The sequence below is a fragment of the Candidatus Borreliella tachyglossi genome (genome assembly GCF_003076595.1).
GTDB lineage: Bacteria > Spirochaetota > Spirochaetia > Borreliales > Borreliaceae > Borrelia > Borrelia tachyglossi.
Map to the genome: position 1 here is coordinate 615,480 of NZ_CP025785.1, position 17,999 is coordinate 633,478.

Annotated in this window: 12 protein-coding genes; 7 read left to right on the forward strand and 5 right to left on the reverse strand. The window is 30.3% G+C overall.

All coding sequences use genetic code 11. From position 1 onward, the window contains the following. Nucleotides 1-140: 140 nt before the first annotated feature. From dnaE to recG, 3 genes are read left to right on the forward strand one after another with little or no spacing between them, the layout of a single operon-like run. Nucleotides 141-3,584, forward strand: a complete 3,444-nt coding sequence (gene dnaE / locus CR532_RS03035; RefSeq protein WP_108729344.1) for a DNA polymerase III subunit alpha — start codon at nucleotides 141-143, stop codon at nucleotides 3,582-3,584. An 11-nt stretch (nucleotides 3,585-3,595) separates the two neighbouring features. Beyond that, nucleotides 3,596-4,168 (forward strand): YggT family protein, encoded by a 573-nt coding sequence (locus CR532_RS03040; RefSeq protein ID WP_108729345.1) that lies wholly within the window; start codon nucleotides 3,596-3,598, stop codon nucleotides 4,166-4,168. A gap of 8 nt (nucleotides 4,169-4,176) precedes the next feature. After that, entirely contained in the window at nucleotides 4,177-6,246 is a 2,070-nt protein-coding gene (recG, locus tag CR532_RS03045) for an ATP-dependent DNA helicase RecG (protein WP_108729346.1), read from the forward strand. Nucleotides 6,247-6,249: 3 nt separating this feature from the next. On the opposite strand, the gene CR532_RS03050 is transcribed toward recG, so the two are convergent. Further along, on the reverse strand, nucleotides 6,250-7,044 hold the full coding sequence (locus CR532_RS03050; RefSeq protein WP_108729347.1) for a M15 family metallopeptidase: 795 nt from the start codon (nucleotides 7,042-7,044) through the stop codon (nucleotides 6,250-6,252). A 95-nt stretch (nucleotides 7,045-7,139) separates the two neighbouring features. Between CR532_RS03050 and CR532_RS03055 the strand changes: the two genes are divergently transcribed. The 3 genes from CR532_RS03055 (at nucleotide 7,140) to murD (ending at nucleotide 11,395) form a co-directional block, all read left to right on the forward strand. After that, nucleotides 7,140-8,489: an MATE family efflux transporter gene (locus CR532_RS03055; protein ID WP_108729348.1), complete on the forward strand. Its 1,350-nt coding sequence runs from the start codon at nucleotides 7,140-7,142 to the stop codon at nucleotides 8,487-8,489. A gap of 181 nt (nucleotides 8,490-8,670) precedes the next feature. Continuing rightward, nucleotides 8,671-10,014 carry an MATE family efflux transporter gene (locus tag CR532_RS03060; RefSeq protein ID WP_108729349.1) on the forward strand — a complete coding sequence of 448 codons (1,344 nt, stop codon included), beginning with the start codon at nucleotides 8,671-8,673 and terminating at the stop codon, nucleotides 10,012-10,014. 25 nt (nucleotides 10,015-10,039) lie between these two features. Continuing rightward, on the forward strand, nucleotides 10,040-11,395 hold the full coding sequence (gene murD, locus CR532_RS03065; RefSeq protein ID WP_108729628.1) for a UDP-N-acetylmuramoyl-L-alanine--D-glutamate ligase: 1,356 nt from the start codon (nucleotides 10,040-10,042) through the stop codon (nucleotides 11,393-11,395). On the opposite strand, the gene CR532_RS03070 is transcribed toward murD, so the two are convergent. Beyond that, entirely contained in the window at nucleotides 11,392-12,441 is a 1,050-nt protein-coding gene (locus CR532_RS03070) for a lipid II:glycine glycyltransferase FemX (RefSeq protein WP_108729350.1), read from the reverse strand. The genes murD and CR532_RS03070 overlap by 4 nt on opposite strands. 20 nt (nucleotides 12,442-12,461) lie before the next feature. Continuing rightward, nucleotides 12,462-14,642 (reverse strand): methionine--tRNA ligase, encoded by a 2,181-nt coding sequence (gene metG, locus CR532_RS03075; protein WP_108729351.1) that lies wholly within the window; start codon nucleotides 14,640-14,642, stop codon nucleotides 12,462-12,464. Nucleotides 14,643-14,769: 127 nt separating this feature from the next. On the opposite strand from metG, the gene pta reads away from it, so the two are divergent. Continuing rightward, nucleotides 14,770-15,819: a phosphate acetyltransferase gene (gene pta / locus CR532_RS03080; RefSeq protein ID WP_108729352.1), complete on the forward strand. Its 1,050-nt coding sequence runs from the start codon at nucleotides 14,770-14,772 to the stop codon at nucleotides 15,817-15,819. On the opposite strand, the gene rsmA is transcribed toward pta, so the two are convergent. Continuing rightward, entirely contained in the window at nucleotides 15,790-16,626 is an 837-nt protein-coding gene (gene rsmA / locus CR532_RS03085; RefSeq protein WP_108729353.1) for a 16S rRNA (adenine(1518)-N(6)/adenine(1519)-N(6))-dimethyltransferase RsmA, read from the reverse strand. The genes pta and rsmA overlap by 30 nt on opposite strands. 36 nt (nucleotides 16,627-16,662) lie before the next feature. Continuing rightward, the gene (locus CR532_RS03090) at nucleotides 16,663-17,928 is read right to left on the reverse strand and encodes a ComEC/Rec2 family competence protein (RefSeq protein ID WP_108729354.1); all 1,266 of its coding nucleotides are present in this window, start codon (nucleotides 17,926-17,928) and stop codon (nucleotides 16,663-16,665) included. Between the last annotated feature and the right edge of the window lie 71 nt (nucleotides 17,929-17,999).

Consider the following 17,999-nt stretch of genomic DNA (forward strand, 5'->3'; position numbering starts at 1 on the left):
TTTTTAATTTTATTATTATGTTTATTTAGCATTTTTATTAGTTTAGATTTGATATTTAAGTGTTTGTTATTTAATATTTGGGTAGGTTGGTGTATACCTATTAAAAATCAGGTTTTATTTTGATAGAATAATTTTAAGTTATGGATTTAAAAGTTAAATTTATTCATTTGCATGTTCATTCAGATTATTCTCTCTTAGATGGTGCTGCAAAGATTACAGATATTGTGGCAAAGGCGAAGGAATGCAATATGTCCCATATTGCATTAACAGATCATGGGAATCTTTTTGGTGCTATTAGGTTTTACAATGAAGCGAGAAAGGCAGGAGTAAAGCCCATAATTGGAATTGAGGCTTATATGTCCAGTACTTCAAAGCATATAAGAAAGAATGATGATCTTGGAAAGCCTTCTTATCATTTAATTCTTCTTGCCAAGAATGAATTAGGATATAAGAATTTATTAAAGCTTACAAGTATTTCTTATCTTGAGGGATTTTATTATCGCCCAAGAATAGATAAGGGTGATCTAGAGAAATATTCTGAAGGTCTTATTTGCACATCTGCATGCATTGGTGGGATTATTCCTCAGCTAATTATAGCAAACAGGTTTGATGATGCAAGGAATGAAATTCTTTGGTTTAAAAGTATTTTCGGTGATGATTTTTATCTTGAACTTCAACGTCATGGGATTAAACAACAAGATATTGTTAATGAAAGATTAATTGCTTATTCTAGAGAACTTAATGTTCCACTAACTGTGTCTAATGATTCTCATTATGTTAATAAAGAGGATGCAACAGCTCAAGATATTATTATTTGCATTGGAACAGGTGCTAAGAGAAGGGATCCTAATAGGCTTAAAATGGAGACTAATGAATTTTATATTAAATCTCAAGAAGAGATGTGTGAGCTTTTTAAGGATTTACCAGAGGCTTTGGCAAATACTGTAAAAATTGCTGAAAAATGTAATGACTTTAAGATCAAATTTCCAGGTCCTATTTTCCCTGAATATCAGATTCCTAGTGAGTTTAATACTCTTGGTCAATATTTAGAGCACCTGACACTTGAGGGTTTAAAATTTAGGTATGATATTGTAACTAATAGCATTAAAGAGCGTGCTTTTTATGAACTTGCAACAATAATTAAAATGGGATTTGAGGCTTATTTTTTAATTGTTTGGGATTTTATTAAATTTGCACATGATAACGATATTCCTGTTGGTCCTGGGCGTGGTTCTGGGGCGGGTTCAATTGTTGCATATGCTTTAAGGATTACTGATATTGATCCCTTAAAGTATAATCTTCTTTTCGAGAGATTCCTAAATCCCGAGCGTGTCTCTATGCCTGACTTTGACATTGATTTCTGCTTTGAGGGTAGAGATGAGGTCATAAAGTATGTCGCAAGAAAGTATGGTGAGGATAGGGTTGCTCAGATAATTACATTTGGGACATTAAAACCTAAGGCTGTATTTAAGGATGTTGGAAGAGTTTTAGATATTCCTTTTGCTGAATCTAATGAACTTACTAAACTTATTCCCGATGGTCCAAAAGTTTCTTTAAAGGAAGTCTTTGCAGATGAATCTTTAAAAGAATATTTAAATAAAGGTTCTATTTATAAGGAATTGATGGATGCAGCTCTTGTTCTTGAAGGTATGAATAGACATGTTTCAACTCATGCAGCAGGCATTGTGATTTCTAGGGCACCTTTAACAGAGTATGTTCCACTTTATAAGGATTATAAACAAGATACTGTTTCTACGCAGTATACTATGGACTTGTTGGAGGATTGTGGTCTTGTAAAGATGGATTTTCTTGGTCTTAAGACATTAACTTTAATAAAAAATGCAGAAAATCTGATTAGGACTGTTAATCCTAATTTTAGAATAGAAAATATTTCCGATAGTGATGCTAAGACTTTCAAGATGCTTTCTGAGGGGCGTAGTGCGTCTGTTTTTCAATTTGAATCTGAGGGTATGCAGCAAGTTTTAAGGGATGCAAAACCTGACAGTATTGAGGATTTAATTGCTTTAAATGCACTCTATCGTCCAGGGCCTATGCAGTTTATACCTCAATTTATTGCGGCTAAGACAGGTGCTAAGAAAATTAAATATCCTCATCCAGACTTAGTAGAAGTTTTAAAGCCAACTTATGGAGTTATTGTTTATCAAGAACAAGTAATGGAAGTTGCAAGGATTATTGGGGGGTTTTCTCTTGGAAAAGCAGATATATTAAGACGTGCGATGGGAAAAAAGAAAGAAGATGAAATGAATAAGATGAAAGTCGACTTTTTAAAAGGTGCTCTTATTAAAGGTTATGATGAGAGGCTTGCAAGTGATATATTTGAGCTTTTAAAGCCCTTTGCTGGTTATGGTTTTAATAAATCTCATGCAGCTGCATATTCTTTAATAGCTTATCAAACAGCATATCTTAAGGCTAATTATCCTGAAAGCTTTATGGCTGCCAATTTAACAAATGAGATTAATAATACTGATAAACTCTCTTATTATATTGAAGAGGCAGAGTCGATGGGGATAAATGTTTTAAAACCGGATGTAAATCAGTCTTTTAGAGAATTCCGTGTCAATGGATCTAAGATCTCTTATGGGCTTAATGGAATTAAGAATATTGGGGGTTTTATAGTCGATCTTGTAGTTGCTGAGAGGCAAGAGAATGGGGAATATAAATCCTTTGAGGACTTTATTAGGAGAGTAGATGATAAGGTTATTAATAGAAAATTTCTTGAATCCGCGATAAAGTCTGGGCTCTTTGATAGTTTTGACCAAAATAGGAGAACACTTTTTGAAAATCTTGATAGATTAATAGAAGTTGTATCTAAAGACAAGAGCGATAAAAGACTTGGTCAGAGTAGTTTATTTGGCTCTCTTGGAGTTCAGAATGCCGTTAAGGAAAGTTTTCATTATGATTTGTTTGAAGAATATTCTTATCCTGAACTTTTAAGATTTGAGAAGGAACTTTTAGGTTTTTATGTATCTGGGCATCCTCTTGATCCATATAAAACGGAAATAGAGAGTTTTACAAGCTTTAATATATTAGAAGAGCTTGCTATTAAAAAGAATAGTCGTGTTAAGTTTGCTGGGAATCTAAATTCAGTAAAAATTATCAATTCTAAGAAAAATAATTCTAGAATGGCCTTTGGAGTTATTGAAGATTTTAAAGGTATGATGGAAATTGTAATTTTTACTGAAAGTTATGAAAAATATAAACATTTGCTTATTGAGGGCAATGTGGTTGGCGTTATAGGTAAGCTTACATTTAATAGAGATAAATTTTCAATAGTCGTTGAAAAGGTGTTAAGTATTGAAGAGCTTTCTGTTAATAAGATTAATAATCTTCATATTAAATTTTTTAATGAAAAGTTCAATGATTCTAATCTTCTTAATTCTTTAAAGGATAAACTCTTTAAGTTTGAGGATAATACTGGATTTTCGAATGTTTATCTTTATTTAAAGAATAATGATGAAGATTTGAGGCTCAAAATGGATTTAACCCTAAACTTTAAACCTGATGAGTTTAAGATTAATGAGCTGAGGAGTCACGAAATAGTAGAGGATGTTTGGTTTGATTAGGAGGATTAATTGTGATAGTAGAGACTTTAATTTTATTTTTAAATGCTTATAGAATTTTAATTTTGATTAGAATTATTCTTAGTTGGCTTGTATCCTCAGGAATTAATACTAATGTATTTTTTAAATTTATCTATAGTGCAACAGAACCATTTTTATCTGTTTTTAGAAGGGTTAGGTTTTTCAGGCTTGGTATGTATGATTTTTCGCCAATTGCGGCTTTAATTACTCTTACAATAGTTGAGAGGATGCTGTCTCATGGTGATTATAAACTTTCTACGTTTATTGTATTGTTTATTATTGAAGTTTGGGGAATATTTAGAAGTATTTTTATTGCACTTATTTTTTTCTTTGCCTTAAGATTAATATTTTTACTTTTCAGCCTATTTGATGATACTGATTTCATGAGGGGAGTTGATTCGTTGCTTATTCCCTTGTCTGTTAAAATAAACAATATTGTTACAGATAAGACTATGTCTTATACTCTTAATTTGATTGTAGCCGACGCACTGCTAATGGCATTTATAATCATTTTTGAGCAAGCCATATTTGCTATTAGTATTTTAGCCTTTTACTTACCTTTTTAAGGATTTTGATGTTTTTGCATGAGTTTCAATATGACTTAAAGGGCATACGTGGTCTTGGAAAGAAGGGACTTGAGAGATTAAATAGTCTTCAGATTACAAATATTAAAGAGCTCATAGAATACTTTCCTAAAAAGTACGAGGATCGTCAGAATATAAAAACTTTTCCAGACCCACTGGAAGTTAGAGATTGTGAACTCATGACAATTTTTACTGTTTTAGAACATAAAAAGCTTGGAGGGAGTAATTTTAAAAAGAATTTAAAACTTATTGCTAGGAGTGAAAATGATGAGATATTTGAAATTCTTCTTTTTAATAGGGGATTCTTAGAAGGGGTTTTTAAGGTAGGTCAAAAATTCTATATTTATTCCAAATTTAATTACAGCGATTATACTCAAATGTGGAGTTGTTCTAATTTTGACAGCGAATCTTTTAGCTATAATCCGGAACGATTTAAAAAAATTATGCCAATTTATTCTCTTAGTGAAAGCCTAACTTCTAAAAAGATATCGTCTTATATAAAAGAAGCTCTGATTTATTTTGTAAAGTTTGGACAATCTGATGTGCCTGAATTCTTAATCAACAAATATACATTATTGCCGTTCCATGAGGCTTTAAATGAAATCCATTTTCCAAGTTCTCTTGAAATGCTTGAAAGGGCAAAGAAAACGTTAACTTATAGGGAAATATTTTTGCTTCAGTTTTTTTCGAGGGGAAAAAGTTCTGAGATTTTTTTGCGTGACAGGAAGCAATTATCAAGGAATTTGCTTGATCAAATTATTTTAAGTCTTCCATTTAAGCTTACAAGAGATCAAATAATTTCAATTAATGAGATAATTAATGATCTTGAAAGCATTAGGCCTATGAGTAGATTACTTCAAGGTGATGTTGGAAGTGGGAAAACTTTAGTTGCTTTTCTCTCGAGTATTCCTTTAATTGAAGCTGGATATCAAGTGGCATTTATGGTGCCTACTGATCTTTTGGCACGGCAACATTATAATAATTTGGCAAATATACTCAAAGATTTTAATATATCTATAGTTCTTTTAACGGGTAGTTTGAAAAAAAGAGGCAAAGATGATGTGTTGGAAAAAATTAAAAATGGTACTTCTAGTTTAGTAATTGGGACTCATTCTATTTTTTCTTGCGGAACAAAGTTTAAAAAATTAGCTTATGCCATCATTGATGAACAGCATAAATTTGGCGTTGAGCAGAGAGAAGAGCTTAAGAATAAGGGAGAAGGAGTTGATATTCTTTTAATGTCAGCAACTCCTATTCCTAGAAGCTTAGCTTTAACTCTTTTTGGCGATCTTGAAGTATCTTTAATTAAGAGAGGCCCTGCATGCAGAATACCTGTTACTACTTATTTAGCAAAACATGGCAATGAAGACAAAGTTTATGAGTTTTTAAAAAATGAACTTGCAAAAGGGCACCAAATTTATTTTGTGTACCCCCTAATATCATCCTCAGAAAAGTTTGATTTAAAAGATGCTACTAATATGTGCTTAGAGCTTAGGAATGTTTTTGTCGAATATTGTGTTGAAATGGTTCATTCTAAACTTCCATCTGATGTCAAGGAAGATATTATGAATGATTTTTACTCAAAAAAAATAGATATTTTGGTTGCAACAAGCGTTATTGAAGTTGGTATTGATTGCCCAAATGCAACTTGCATGGTAATAGAGCATGCTGAGCGTTTTGGACTTTCTACTTTGCATCAAATTAGGGGGCGTGTCGGTAGAGGCGACTTAAAATCTTTTTTATTTTTGCTCTACAGGGAACCTTTAACGGATGCAGGAAGATTTAGACTTAAGACTATAAAAGAGAATGTAGATGGATTTAAAATAGCAGAAGAAGATCTTAAATTAAGAGGGCCTGGCAATTTATTTGGTCTTGAACAAACGGGTTATTTGAAGCTTAAGATAGCTGATTTTGTTGAGAATAGAGATGTCATAAGCTTAATTCGAGAAGAACTTAATCTGTTTTTTTCAAATAAATCTTTTTATGACAAATTAGATGTTGAATTACTTGATAGACTTTTACTTTCATATTTAAGATCTGTTGGCAAGGATAATAGTTGATTATTAGCTTGTGTATTTTTGAATTAAATTTGAAATTTCTTTTTTATGTTCATTCCAAAATTCAAGAAGTTTATACTGTAAATTGTTGAAATATTTTTCTTGAATAATACATGCTTGTTTGCCAATATACATATAATGCCAAGGTTCTGATTTATATCCAGTGTCTCTTTCATGATTTTTAGGGTAAGATAATGAGAATCCATACTTTGATGAGTTTTCATAAATCCACTTGCCTTCTTTTGTATTTAGTAAATTATCGTCTATTTTCATGAAGTCCATAGCTGTTCCTAGTTGATGTTGTGAGTGATTAGGTCTTGCTGATTGTTGTTCTGCTGCCTTTAATCCGTAGGTTGTAACATTATGTTCAAATAAAAATTTTTGATATTCTTCTGTTCTGTATGCTGATACTATTTTTATACTAAAGCCATTTTCCCTAGCATCCTTGACAAGACTAATCAAGTCATTTATTAATACTTTTCTCAACATTAAGCTTTTTTTGCCAATGTCTTTTAATTCTTGAAAGTCTTTTAGATAAACTAAGTCTTTTGGTTGGTATCCCTTAGGAATTGGGATTTTTTTGTTTACAAGTATTAAAAGCTTATTTTTCTCTGCTTCAAGAAGTGGTTTTATCTCTGCTAGGAATTGAATAGGATTTTCTTTGATTTGTTTGCGGTAAGGTGCTTCTAGATTTTTTGTAGCCTCAAGTAAGATTTCTAAGTCTTGGGATTGTATTTCATTGGCTTTCAAAACACAGTTGTTAATTAAGAATATTGACAAAAAAATGTAGAATAACTTCATATAAATTTAATTATAATATAATTTGTGTTAATTATTGGATTAATTTTAAGGCTAAATTATTTTTTTATTTACAAAAGTGGTAGAATAGTTAGAATATGTTAAAAAGACTTAATAATTATAGCTCAATACTGAGAGAATTGCTCATATTGGCCATTCCTACAGCTTTTGAGGCTTTTTTGTATCAGCTAGTAGTATTTTTTGATAATTATATGATTGTTTATTTAGGAACTCCTCAAGTTACAGGAGTTTCTCTAGCGAATAGAATAAGTTTTCTTTTCTTTATTACTGTATTTGCACTTGGTACTACTCTTAGTGCTTATGCTTCTCAAGCATTTTCTAAGGGAAAGTTTTCACATGTTAGGCAAGCATTTGCTTACGCTTTGATGATTGGAACAACTATTGGAATTATTTTTTTTGTTATATCCTTTATTTTTTCAAAAGAAGTCCTTAATCTATTCATAGGTGAATCAGAGCCTCTAAATTTTGGAATAGAGTATTTAAGAATTGTTTCTGTTGCCTATATTTTTATATCTTATTCTTTTCTATCCGCAATGGGTTTTAAGAGTGCTAAGGATATAAAAATACCTTTATTTGTGACTATATTTGTTGTAATAGTTAATGTTGTTTTTAATTACATCTTTATTTTTGTGCTTGATATGGGAATAAGTGGGGCAGCTTATGCTACTTTGCTTGCTAGAATGCTTGAATTTACCTTTTATTTTTTTTATAACTTTTTTAATGTGAATTCTTATTATCATCTTGAAGTGAAAGATTTTTTTGTTTCTAAGAGTGTAAGAGTGGCTACTTTAAAGATACTTGTTCCTGTTTTATCACATGAAATCTGTTGGGTTTTAAGTATAACTATTCTGCATGCTTTGTATGCTCGACTTGGAAGTGGTGAATATGCGTCTTTTGCAGTTGCATCTAACCTTTTAGACTTGTGCTTTGTTTTAATGCATGGAATGGGAGTTGCAACGGGTGTTATTATCGGGCATTTGATGGTAAATGATAAGGAACATGTTAGAGAACTTGGAATATTTTTATCAGTTATTGGAGTTATTTTAGGACTTTTTGTAGCCTTTATTCTTTTGCTAATATCTAGGGTTGCACCTATGATATTTAGTAATCTAGATTCTCCTGAACTTGTTGGTATTTTTATCTCTGTTTTTGCTAGCATTGTTGTTTTTAAGGGTTTTACGTCTCAGGCGCTTGTTGGTATTTTTCGAACGAGCGGAATTCCTAATACTTGTTTTTATATTGAGATAGGAGTGATAGTTTTTTATACATTGCCAGTTGCACATTGTTTGATTTTTTTTACAGATTTTAAATTACCAATGATAGTTTTTATTGTAAGTCTTGAAGAAGTTATTAAAAATATATTTATTTTAATAGAATTTTTTAAAGATAATTGGATAAGGGAAATACATTATGAAGAGCTGACTTAATTTGTAAAATATACTATAATACTATAATTAGGACATATTATGAGTAATATGAATTTTAAGTTCATTTTGATTTTATTTAATAAAGGGATTCCCTCTACTTTTTTATAGTGTTTTTATTGTAATTCACTACTCCAATTTTTTTGAAAATCTAGTTTACTGTTTTGATATTTAGGAGGAGGTTATGTATTCGTTAAGCGAATCCAGGAAGAGTAGGGTTTATCGGGATCTTTTAAATATTGCAATTCCAACAGCTGTTGAATTTTTTTTGTTTAATGTTATTGCATTTACAGACAATATTATGGTGTCTTATCTTGGAGATTATCCTGTTGCTGGAGTTTCTCTTGCAAATAAATTTTTTGAACTTTTTATTACTATTGCCTTTGCTGTAATGGGAGCTTATAATATATTGGCAACCAGGCAATATGCTAAAGGTGATATTGATGACTTTAAAAACACATTTTTTATTAGCATCTTAATTCTCCTATTGTTTTCCTTTTTATTCATATTTATTTCATTATTTTATCCATATTTTTTTCTTGGATTACTATCTAATGACTCAAAAGCTATCTCTTATGGAATAACTTATCTTGACATCGCTGTTTATTCTTTTGTATTTGCGGTTGTTAAGGGGATTATTGCAAATTCACTAAAGATTGTTAAAATAACTAAAATTCAGGTTGTCACTTCTGTTGTTGCAGTTGTTTTAAATGTAGTTTTTAACTATTTATTTATTTTTATATTTGGCATGGGAGTACTTGGGGCTGCTATTGCAACTACATTAGTTCGCGGTATTGAACTTGTTTTTTATCTTCTTTATACAGTCTTTAATTCAGACTCGCATTTTCACCTTAAAGTTAAAAACTTAAAAATCAATCCTGTAATATTTTCTCAATTAATTAAGTTTTTTATTCCAATATTTTTAAATGAATTTATTTGGTTTTTGGGATATTTTGGCTTAATTGCAATTTTTGCAAGAATTAATACCGCTAAATATGCGGCTTATAGTATAACTTTTTCTACTTATTTTATGGGATTTAATATAATTAATGCGTTTTGTTTCTCTGTCAATATTATAATGGGACATGAAATGCATAATGATAAGAGAGAGATAATGGCTGTTGCAATATATTTGGGCAAGATAGGCTTCATTCTTGCTATTGTTACATCTTTTATAATGGTAGCTTTGTCTTTCATAGCACCCTATGTTTTTTATGAGTTAGAATATGCAAGTCTTATAGGAGTTATGCTAAGGTATTATGCTATCTCGGTGTTTTTTACAGCACTTGCATTTCAATATTTATTTGGGTTTTTCCGAGCAGGTGCATCTCCAAGCTTTGGGGCTATTATGGAGGGCTCTGTAACTTTTATTTATACAATACCCATTGCATACCTTTTAGCAAATTATACACAAATTCCATTTGAGCTTATTGTTTTTATTCCAACTCTTGAAGATGTCATTAAGCTTGGTATTTCTTTACCTTATTTTTATAGTACCAAGTGGATTAAGTCTATTAAAACAGGTTAATTATTTTGTTATACTTGCTTATATTGTGTGTTTAGATGAGATAAGAGGTAAGAATTTTTTAGTTATGGGATTGGGTCTTAATGGAGGAGGCCTGGTTGTTTCAAAATTTTTGTTAAGGCATGGGGCTAATTTAGTAATCACTGATTTAAAGGATGATGTAGAATTAGCTTCAAGTATTAAGTCTCTAGAAGAATTTAGCAGTAAGATTCGATATGTTTTAGGATATCATGACGTGGATGATTTTAAGAGAGCAGATATTGTTATTAAGAATCCTGGTGTAAGTTCTTGCAATAAGTATTTAAAGTTTGCAAAAAGAGTTGAGACTGATATTAGTTTATTTTTAATGTTTAATAAGAATCCTATAATTGCTATTACGGGTACTAAGGGAAAATCAACTCTTGCATCTCTTTTGTATCAAGTTTTAGGCACTCAGTATCCCAATGTTAAGCTTGGAGGTAATATTGGAATATCTCCTTTAAGTTTTCTAGATGAGCTTGATGGAATATCACCTATTGTTTTAGAATTTTCTTCTTGGCAATTGCATGATCTTCGAAATTTAAATCCTATTATTAGTATTATTACAAATATTTACTATGATCATCAAAATTCTTATTCAAATTTTGATGATTATATAGGAGATAAATCTAAAGTTTTTATAAATCAAAATTCGGGGATTTTTATCTCTCAGGATCGAGCTTATTATGACTACTTTTATAGATTTAAAACTAAATCCAGAGTTATTTTGTTCTCAGAAACGATTCCTTTAAACTTTGATAATGATGTTTTTTATTTTAAAAATAATAAAGTTTATTTAAATGATGAAGCTATATCCACGCTTAGTGAGTCAAAGATTGTTCTTTTGATCTCTAAACTGATAGTCATTTTTGTTTCAAATTACTGCAAATTGGATTTGAGTCTTGTGTCTAAGGTTGTGGCTGATTTTAATGGCATTGAGCATCGATTGGAATTTGTAAGAGAATTTGGAGGCGTTAAATATTATAATGATACAGCATCGACAATCCCTGATTCTACAGTTTTATCTGTTAAAAGTTTAAAGATTAATGAGATTTCTGTTAACCTCATTGCTGGTGGGACTGATAAGGAGCTGGATTTTTTGATTTTTGGTCAGATTTTGAGTATGGTTAAAACTTGGATTTTATTAAGAGGTAGTGCTACTTACAAGATTGTTAAGGTTTTAGAAGAAAATAATATTAAGTATTTTGTTTTTTCTTCTTTAAAAGAATGTATTTGTTATGCTAGAAAAATTTCTATTCGAAATGATGTGGTATTATTTTCTCCCGCTAGTGCTTCTTTTGAGCTTTTTAAGAATGAGTTTGATAGAGGGATTCAATTTAAGACGTTAGTCAATACCATGGCTTAAAATCTTTTTTTTATGACTTTGTAGTAAAAGTATCTTAGTATTTCAAGTGTTCTATAAATTTTATATGAAAATTTTTTATAAACGAAGTCATAGCATCCAATCCTGTGGATGAGCTCTCCTCCAAAGCCTGTTTTGAATTGAAAGAGACCAAATAGAGGGTGTTTTTCATCGGTAGTTGGGGGAATGCCTAAAAGATCATATTCTTTAATAGAATAACTTTTAAGCATTTGTATTGCACTAAATTGCACTGCATAATTTGCCATTAGATGTCTATCCTCTCTACTTGATGCGCCATAAAGATATGTGGCTTTATCTTTGTAGATTCCAACGATTATTCCAGATATGAGTTTTTCGTTGTGTAGTGCGATTATTAGTTTGATAGTAGAATTTTCATCTCTCCTAAATTCTTTTATTAAATCTTTTATATAGTTTTTTGAGTGAATAGTAAATTTGTCTCGTTTGGCTGTTGCTTCGTGAAGCGCATAAAATTCATTAAAATAGTTAAAGTCATCATCTATAATGACTGTTACATCCTTCTTGCAGCTAAGCGTTATGTTATATCTTGTTTTCTTTTTCATGCGAGCTTTAATGTTGTCTAGTGAATCGTTCAAGTTTAGTATTGTTGTATTTGGGGGCTGTATGTCGTCAAATGATTTCTTGAGACCTTTAAGTTTAAGCTTTAGGGGAGTATAAGTTTCTTTTAAGCTTCTTGAGTTATAGTACATTAAGTCAAATCTTAAAAAGATAGTATTTTTATGTAGGTATTCCTGTATTCTTTCACTAAGTTTTGCAATATGAGTGGTAACCTCATTCATGTTAATCTCTTCAATTTTTTTATTTGAAAATTCTGGATGAGCAATGTAACTTAAATAAAAATTCCAAAATATTTTTCTTTGCATCACAAGAATTTTGTCAAAATGTTCACTACTGAATGCTATGGCTTTCCATGGGCTTTCTTTGATTGAGGTTTTTTTTACAGATGCCCATAATTTACTTTGTAGATAATTCTCATTTAAACTTTCTACTTCAATTTTTTTAATAACCATTGATTGCTCTTGAATGAATTTTAATACACTATTCCATTTGGAATGTCTCTAGATAGTATTTTTTCTTTAGAGTGCTCTAGTATTAAGTTGATTCCGTTTATTTTAAGTTCGCCATTCTCTGCTACAATTTGGGTTTTCAAGAATTTATCTACGCTGATTTTTGATGGGTAGTGTAATTCCTTACCACTATCAGTTTCAAGTATTATGCGTTCACCAGAGATGGGATTGTCTTTAAAGTCTTCCATAATTATTACTTTAAAGTTCTTATCCTTATCTTCAGTTGAGATTAACATTCCTTCAGATTTTATTCCTCTAAATTTTGCAGGCTTTAAGTTGTCAACGATTATTATGTGTTTTCCAATGAACTCTTTTTCCGTGTAATAGTCTGCAAGACTGCTTACAATTTGTTTTCCTTCAAGAGTTCCATCATCAAGTTTTAAAATGAATAGTTTTTCTGCATCTGGATTCCGCTCTATTGCTTTTACTTTAACAACCCTTAAGAAAACTTTCTCGCTGAATAAATTTACTGGATTTTCTGTTTGTTGCTCTTGCATATTTTTACCTCCCGAGTATTTTAATTTTAAACTATCAATCACTTCTTTTTCTAGCTTGCTAAATAGCACCTCTGTAGTTTTAATGGTGCTTAGACCTAAATTTGTGCCTAAGAATTTGTTGGAAATTTCATAACTTTCACCAAAAAATTTTCTTATTTTATCGCTTGTTTGAGGTATAAATGGTGATATTAAGATTGATAGATCTCTTATTAGGTATATTAGATTTACCAATAGTTCTTTTGTTTCTCCAGGAGCACTATCCTTTGTCTTCCATGGTTCTCTATCTTGGAATATTTTATTACCTAGACTTGAGATGTCAAGAATATCTTTTAATGCTGATTTTAGTTCTGTTTTACTAAAAAAATCTAGGATTTTAGCATATTTAATATTGATTTCTCCCCAGAAATCTTGTTTTATTTCTATCTGATCTATCTGATCTGTAAAAAATTTTTTATAAAAGGTTAATACACGGTTAATAAGATTTGAAAAATTGCCAATAAGTTCAGAGTTTGACCTCTCCATAAAATCATCCCACATGAATTGAAAGTCAGATTTTTCAGGCTTATTATAATATATATAAAATCGCCATACATCAGCAGGTATTCCAGTAGTAATGACATCATTTCCAAATATTCCAGTTCCCTTAGATTTTGAAAATTTTAGGTTTTCATAGTTTAAATATTCGCTTGAAGATATCTTGCTTAACATTGTCCAATTTTCTCTGCTTCCAAGCTCTACGGCAGGGAATACAACAGTGTGGAATAAGATATTATCTTTTCCAATAAATTGTACCAGATTTGTTTCACTATTATTTTTCCACCAGGATTCCCAATCTTTTGCAATTTCTTTTGTAATTGAGATATATCCAATTGGGGCATCAAACCATACATAAAACACCTTATTTTCATATCCCTTTTTGGGTACAGGTATCCCCCATTTTAAATCTCTTGTTATTGCTCTTTCTTTAAGGCCATCTCTTAAGAATGCAGACGTCATTTTAATAGCATTGGTATTCCAATTTGAATTTTCGGTAGATGTTTTTATCCAATCCTCAAGTTCATTTTTTATTTGTGGAAGATCAATATAGAGATGTTTGGTTGTTTTCAGAATAGGTACATTTTTGCAAATTATGCACTTAGGATTTATTAACTCAGTGGGACATAAGATCTTGGAACAGTTTTCACACTGATCACCTTTTGCATTGCTTCCACAATTTGGACATTCACCTATTATATATCTATCAGCTAGAAACATAAGGTCATGAGTGCAAAAAAACTGTTCACTCTCTCTCTCATTGATATAACCATTTTCTTCTAGCTTTAAGAATAAGTCTTGTACGGTTTCTTTGTGATGTTTGTTAGTTGTGCGTCCAAAGTGGTCAAATTTAATGTTAAACCATTCATAGATTGATTTATGTATAGCGTAATATTTGCTACAAAGTTCTTCAGGAGTAATTTTCTCAATTAAAGCCCTAGTTTCTGTAGCTGTTCCGTATTCATCTGTTCCACAAATATAAAGTGTTTCTATTCCCATCATCCTTGAATATCTTGCAAAAGCATCTGCTGATAGGACTTGTACTAAGTTACCAAGGTGGGGTATGTTATTAACATATGGTAATGCGGCTGTAACTAAATTCTTTTTTTTCACTTAAGTTGATGTTTCCTTTTTGCTATATTGTATTCATATTTTAATACTAGTATAAGCTATTTTATGCATTTTGTTTGTTAAATAGTATATGATATTCATTATTAATGAATATCATATAGGGAATATTATGGGATTGTTTAATTTTAAAGAATATGTGTTCGGTAGAGCAAGAAAAGTTGTGATGGAAAATAGAGATAAGGCTAGCATAGTTTTTCCTGAAAGTAGTGATATTAGAATTTTAGAGGCAACAATTGAACTTTTAAAGGAAAAGTTAGCAGGGCTTGTGGTTCTGATTGGTAGTAAGGATGAGATTTTTAAAAGTTTAAAAGAGTTTGTAAGCCCTAGAGATGATATCTTAGCAATGGTAGAAGTTATAGATCCCAATTCTTTTAGCGGATTTAATCGATATTTGGATGAATATTTTAATTTACGACGAAAGAAGGGATTAGCCTTCAATAAGGCTAGAGAAGAAATTTTAAATGAAATTGCTTTTTCTATGATGATGGTAAGGCTTGGCGAAGTTAAAACTTGTGTTTGTGGATCTTTGACGTCGTCTGCCAAGGTTTTAAGAAGTGCACTTACGATATTGCCCAAGCTGAAGGACACTAAGCTTGTATCATCTTTTATGCTTATGAATACTGGTAATGATTGTAGTCTGACTAGAGCTTCTTGTTTTGGTCATGGGGGAGTTTTACTTTTTTCTGACTGCGCAGTGGTTGTCAGTCCTGATTCTTTAGAGCTTGCAGAAATTGCAATACAGAGTGCAAATTCTTTTAAGAATATTTTTGATGCAGAGCCAAGAGTGGCTCTGTTAAGCTTTTCTACAAAGGGTTCTTCGCATTCCATGGAAGTTGAAAAAGTGCAATGTGCTTTAAAGATTGTCAAGAGTAAATGTAAAGACTTACTCATTGATGGAGAACTTCAACTTGATGCAGCTTTAATTAAGAGTGTTGCAGAGAAAAAGTGTGGGGATTCTGTAGTTGCCGGTGATGCTAATGTATTGATTTTTCCTAGTTTAGAGTCTGGAAATATTGGATATAAGCTGGTTGAGAGATTATCTTTTACTAAAGCTTATGGACCTTTCTTACAGGGATTTGAAAATCCTGTTAGTGATCTTTCAAGAGGTTGCTCTGTAGACGATATTGTATTAACAAGTGCCTTGATGATAGGTAGTTAATTTATTTGAAATTTCGATGAATTCTTGGACAGAAATCTCTTCTGGTCTTTTATCTAGGAAGTTTTTTAAGAATTCTTCTTGAATAATTTTTTCGTTTTTTAAAAAGTTAATTATTGTGTTTTTGAGTTTTTTTCTACGACTTGTAAATACTGTTCTAACTAATTTATTGAATTCTTTAAAGTCTGAGATTGCTCCTTCTTGAGGAATTAGCTTGAGAGTTGTAGATTTTACTTTAGGAATTGGATAAAAATTATTATTGTTGATATCCATTATTTTAGTTACATTAAAGTGTGATTGGACTAGAATGGTGAATGAAGAGTAGTTTTTATTACCCTCCTTTGCAAGCATTCTATCTGCTAGTTCTTTTTGTACTGTAAATACCATATTCTTTAAGATTTTATCTTCAATAAGCATGGATATCACTTTTGATGCGATGTTATAAGGTAAATTTGAAAATATTTTATTAATATTTCTTTCTTCTTTTTTGTATGTCTTTAAAAAATCACCTTTTATTAGCTTAAAGTTTTTAAACTCACCAAATTGTTCATCCAGAATTTCTGAGTACTTAGGGTCAATTTCAAACGCAGTCAGAAAATTTGTTTTTTTGAGTAGAATAATTGTCATTGCTCCAAGACCTGGGCCTATTTCCCAAATTTTTTCATTTTCTTTTATTTCAAGTGCATCTACTATTTTTTCTCTTATGTGTTCATTAATTAAGTAATTTTGCCCCCATATTTTTCTTGGAGCTATGTTTTTTTTCTTTAGATGAAGTTTGATGCTATTTACGCTGTTATAGTTTATGTTCATAAGTAGTAAAATCATAGCATATTGGTAGAATATGTTTTAATCTTTGCTACAATGTCTCTTCTCTCTTTCTAATTTGTAGATTATGTAGAATAATATTAGGATACTTAAGAATAAAAATACACTTATGTTATGACTTTGAATTACAGGAAATTTACTGAAGATTGTTGCTATGTCTTTTATTGCCTTAAATATATAAGTGTTTATTAGATCAAATAACAAAAATAGATGTGTGTTGAATGTGTAGAACCCTAATGTTAGTATTTTTACTAATAAAAATACTAACATTAGGGGAGTAATTATTAAATTTGCCAGGATTGAGATTGCCGAAAGGTTAAAATTGTGAGCATAAAGAACAGGGGCGATTGTAACTTGAATCAAAAAGGTTGTAAGAATTGAAGATATGAGTGCATTTAAATTGTATCTGTTTTTAAGATAAAGGGAGATTGATATGCCAAATACTGCAAGATAAGATAGTTTAAATCCTATTGAATTTAGTGTGTGTGGTAGAATAATAGCACTTATTATAAAGCTAATTGATAGTGTATTAAGCAAATTAATTTTTCCATATACTGATTTATATATCATAAGTATTTCCATCATTATAAATGCTCTTAGTGCCGATGGTGAGAATCCCGTTAGGATTAGATAATTAAATAAAATTATGCTTAAAATTACATATTTGAGTATTTCATTTTTTATGAGATAGAGCAAATAATGAAAAATGATATAAAGCAAGTAAAAATGTAGGCCAGACACCACTAATATATGTGATATGCCTGCTTTTTGAAATAGATTGCGCTCATATTTTGTTATCTCAGATTTGTCATTAGTTAAAATCGCTTTTGAAAAATGAGAATAGGTAGGACTTATTTCATTGAAGAATCGATTTAGTAGTTTATTATATTTCTCTCTTGCTTTGACAAGCAATGGTCTTTTGATAAATTGAATGTTATTATTTTGAATTTTGACTATATCGCCGATTTTATATTTATCATTAATATTTTCAAATGTAAAGCTGTACTCATTTCCAAATCCATCTAGTGATTCAATCTTGGTGTTTGAATATTTTGTCATGTAGGTGATATTTGTTATTTTATAGTAATAATCCTCAAATCTTTTAAACTTTAAGCTAGTTTCAAAAATTACTAGAAGGCTTGTGCTAATCATAAAAGTGAGTACTAGATGAGCATTCTTTTTTATTAGAAAAATTAATATTAAAGTTAAATTTAAATATATTAGGTTGAATTGTAAGTAGTATTGTATTAATAAGTTTAATGAACTTATTATGAATAAAAAAATCACTAGAAATCTCTTTTTAAGAATTGTTGTTTTCAATATATCAAATCATTGTTGAATTAGTAATTACTAGGTTT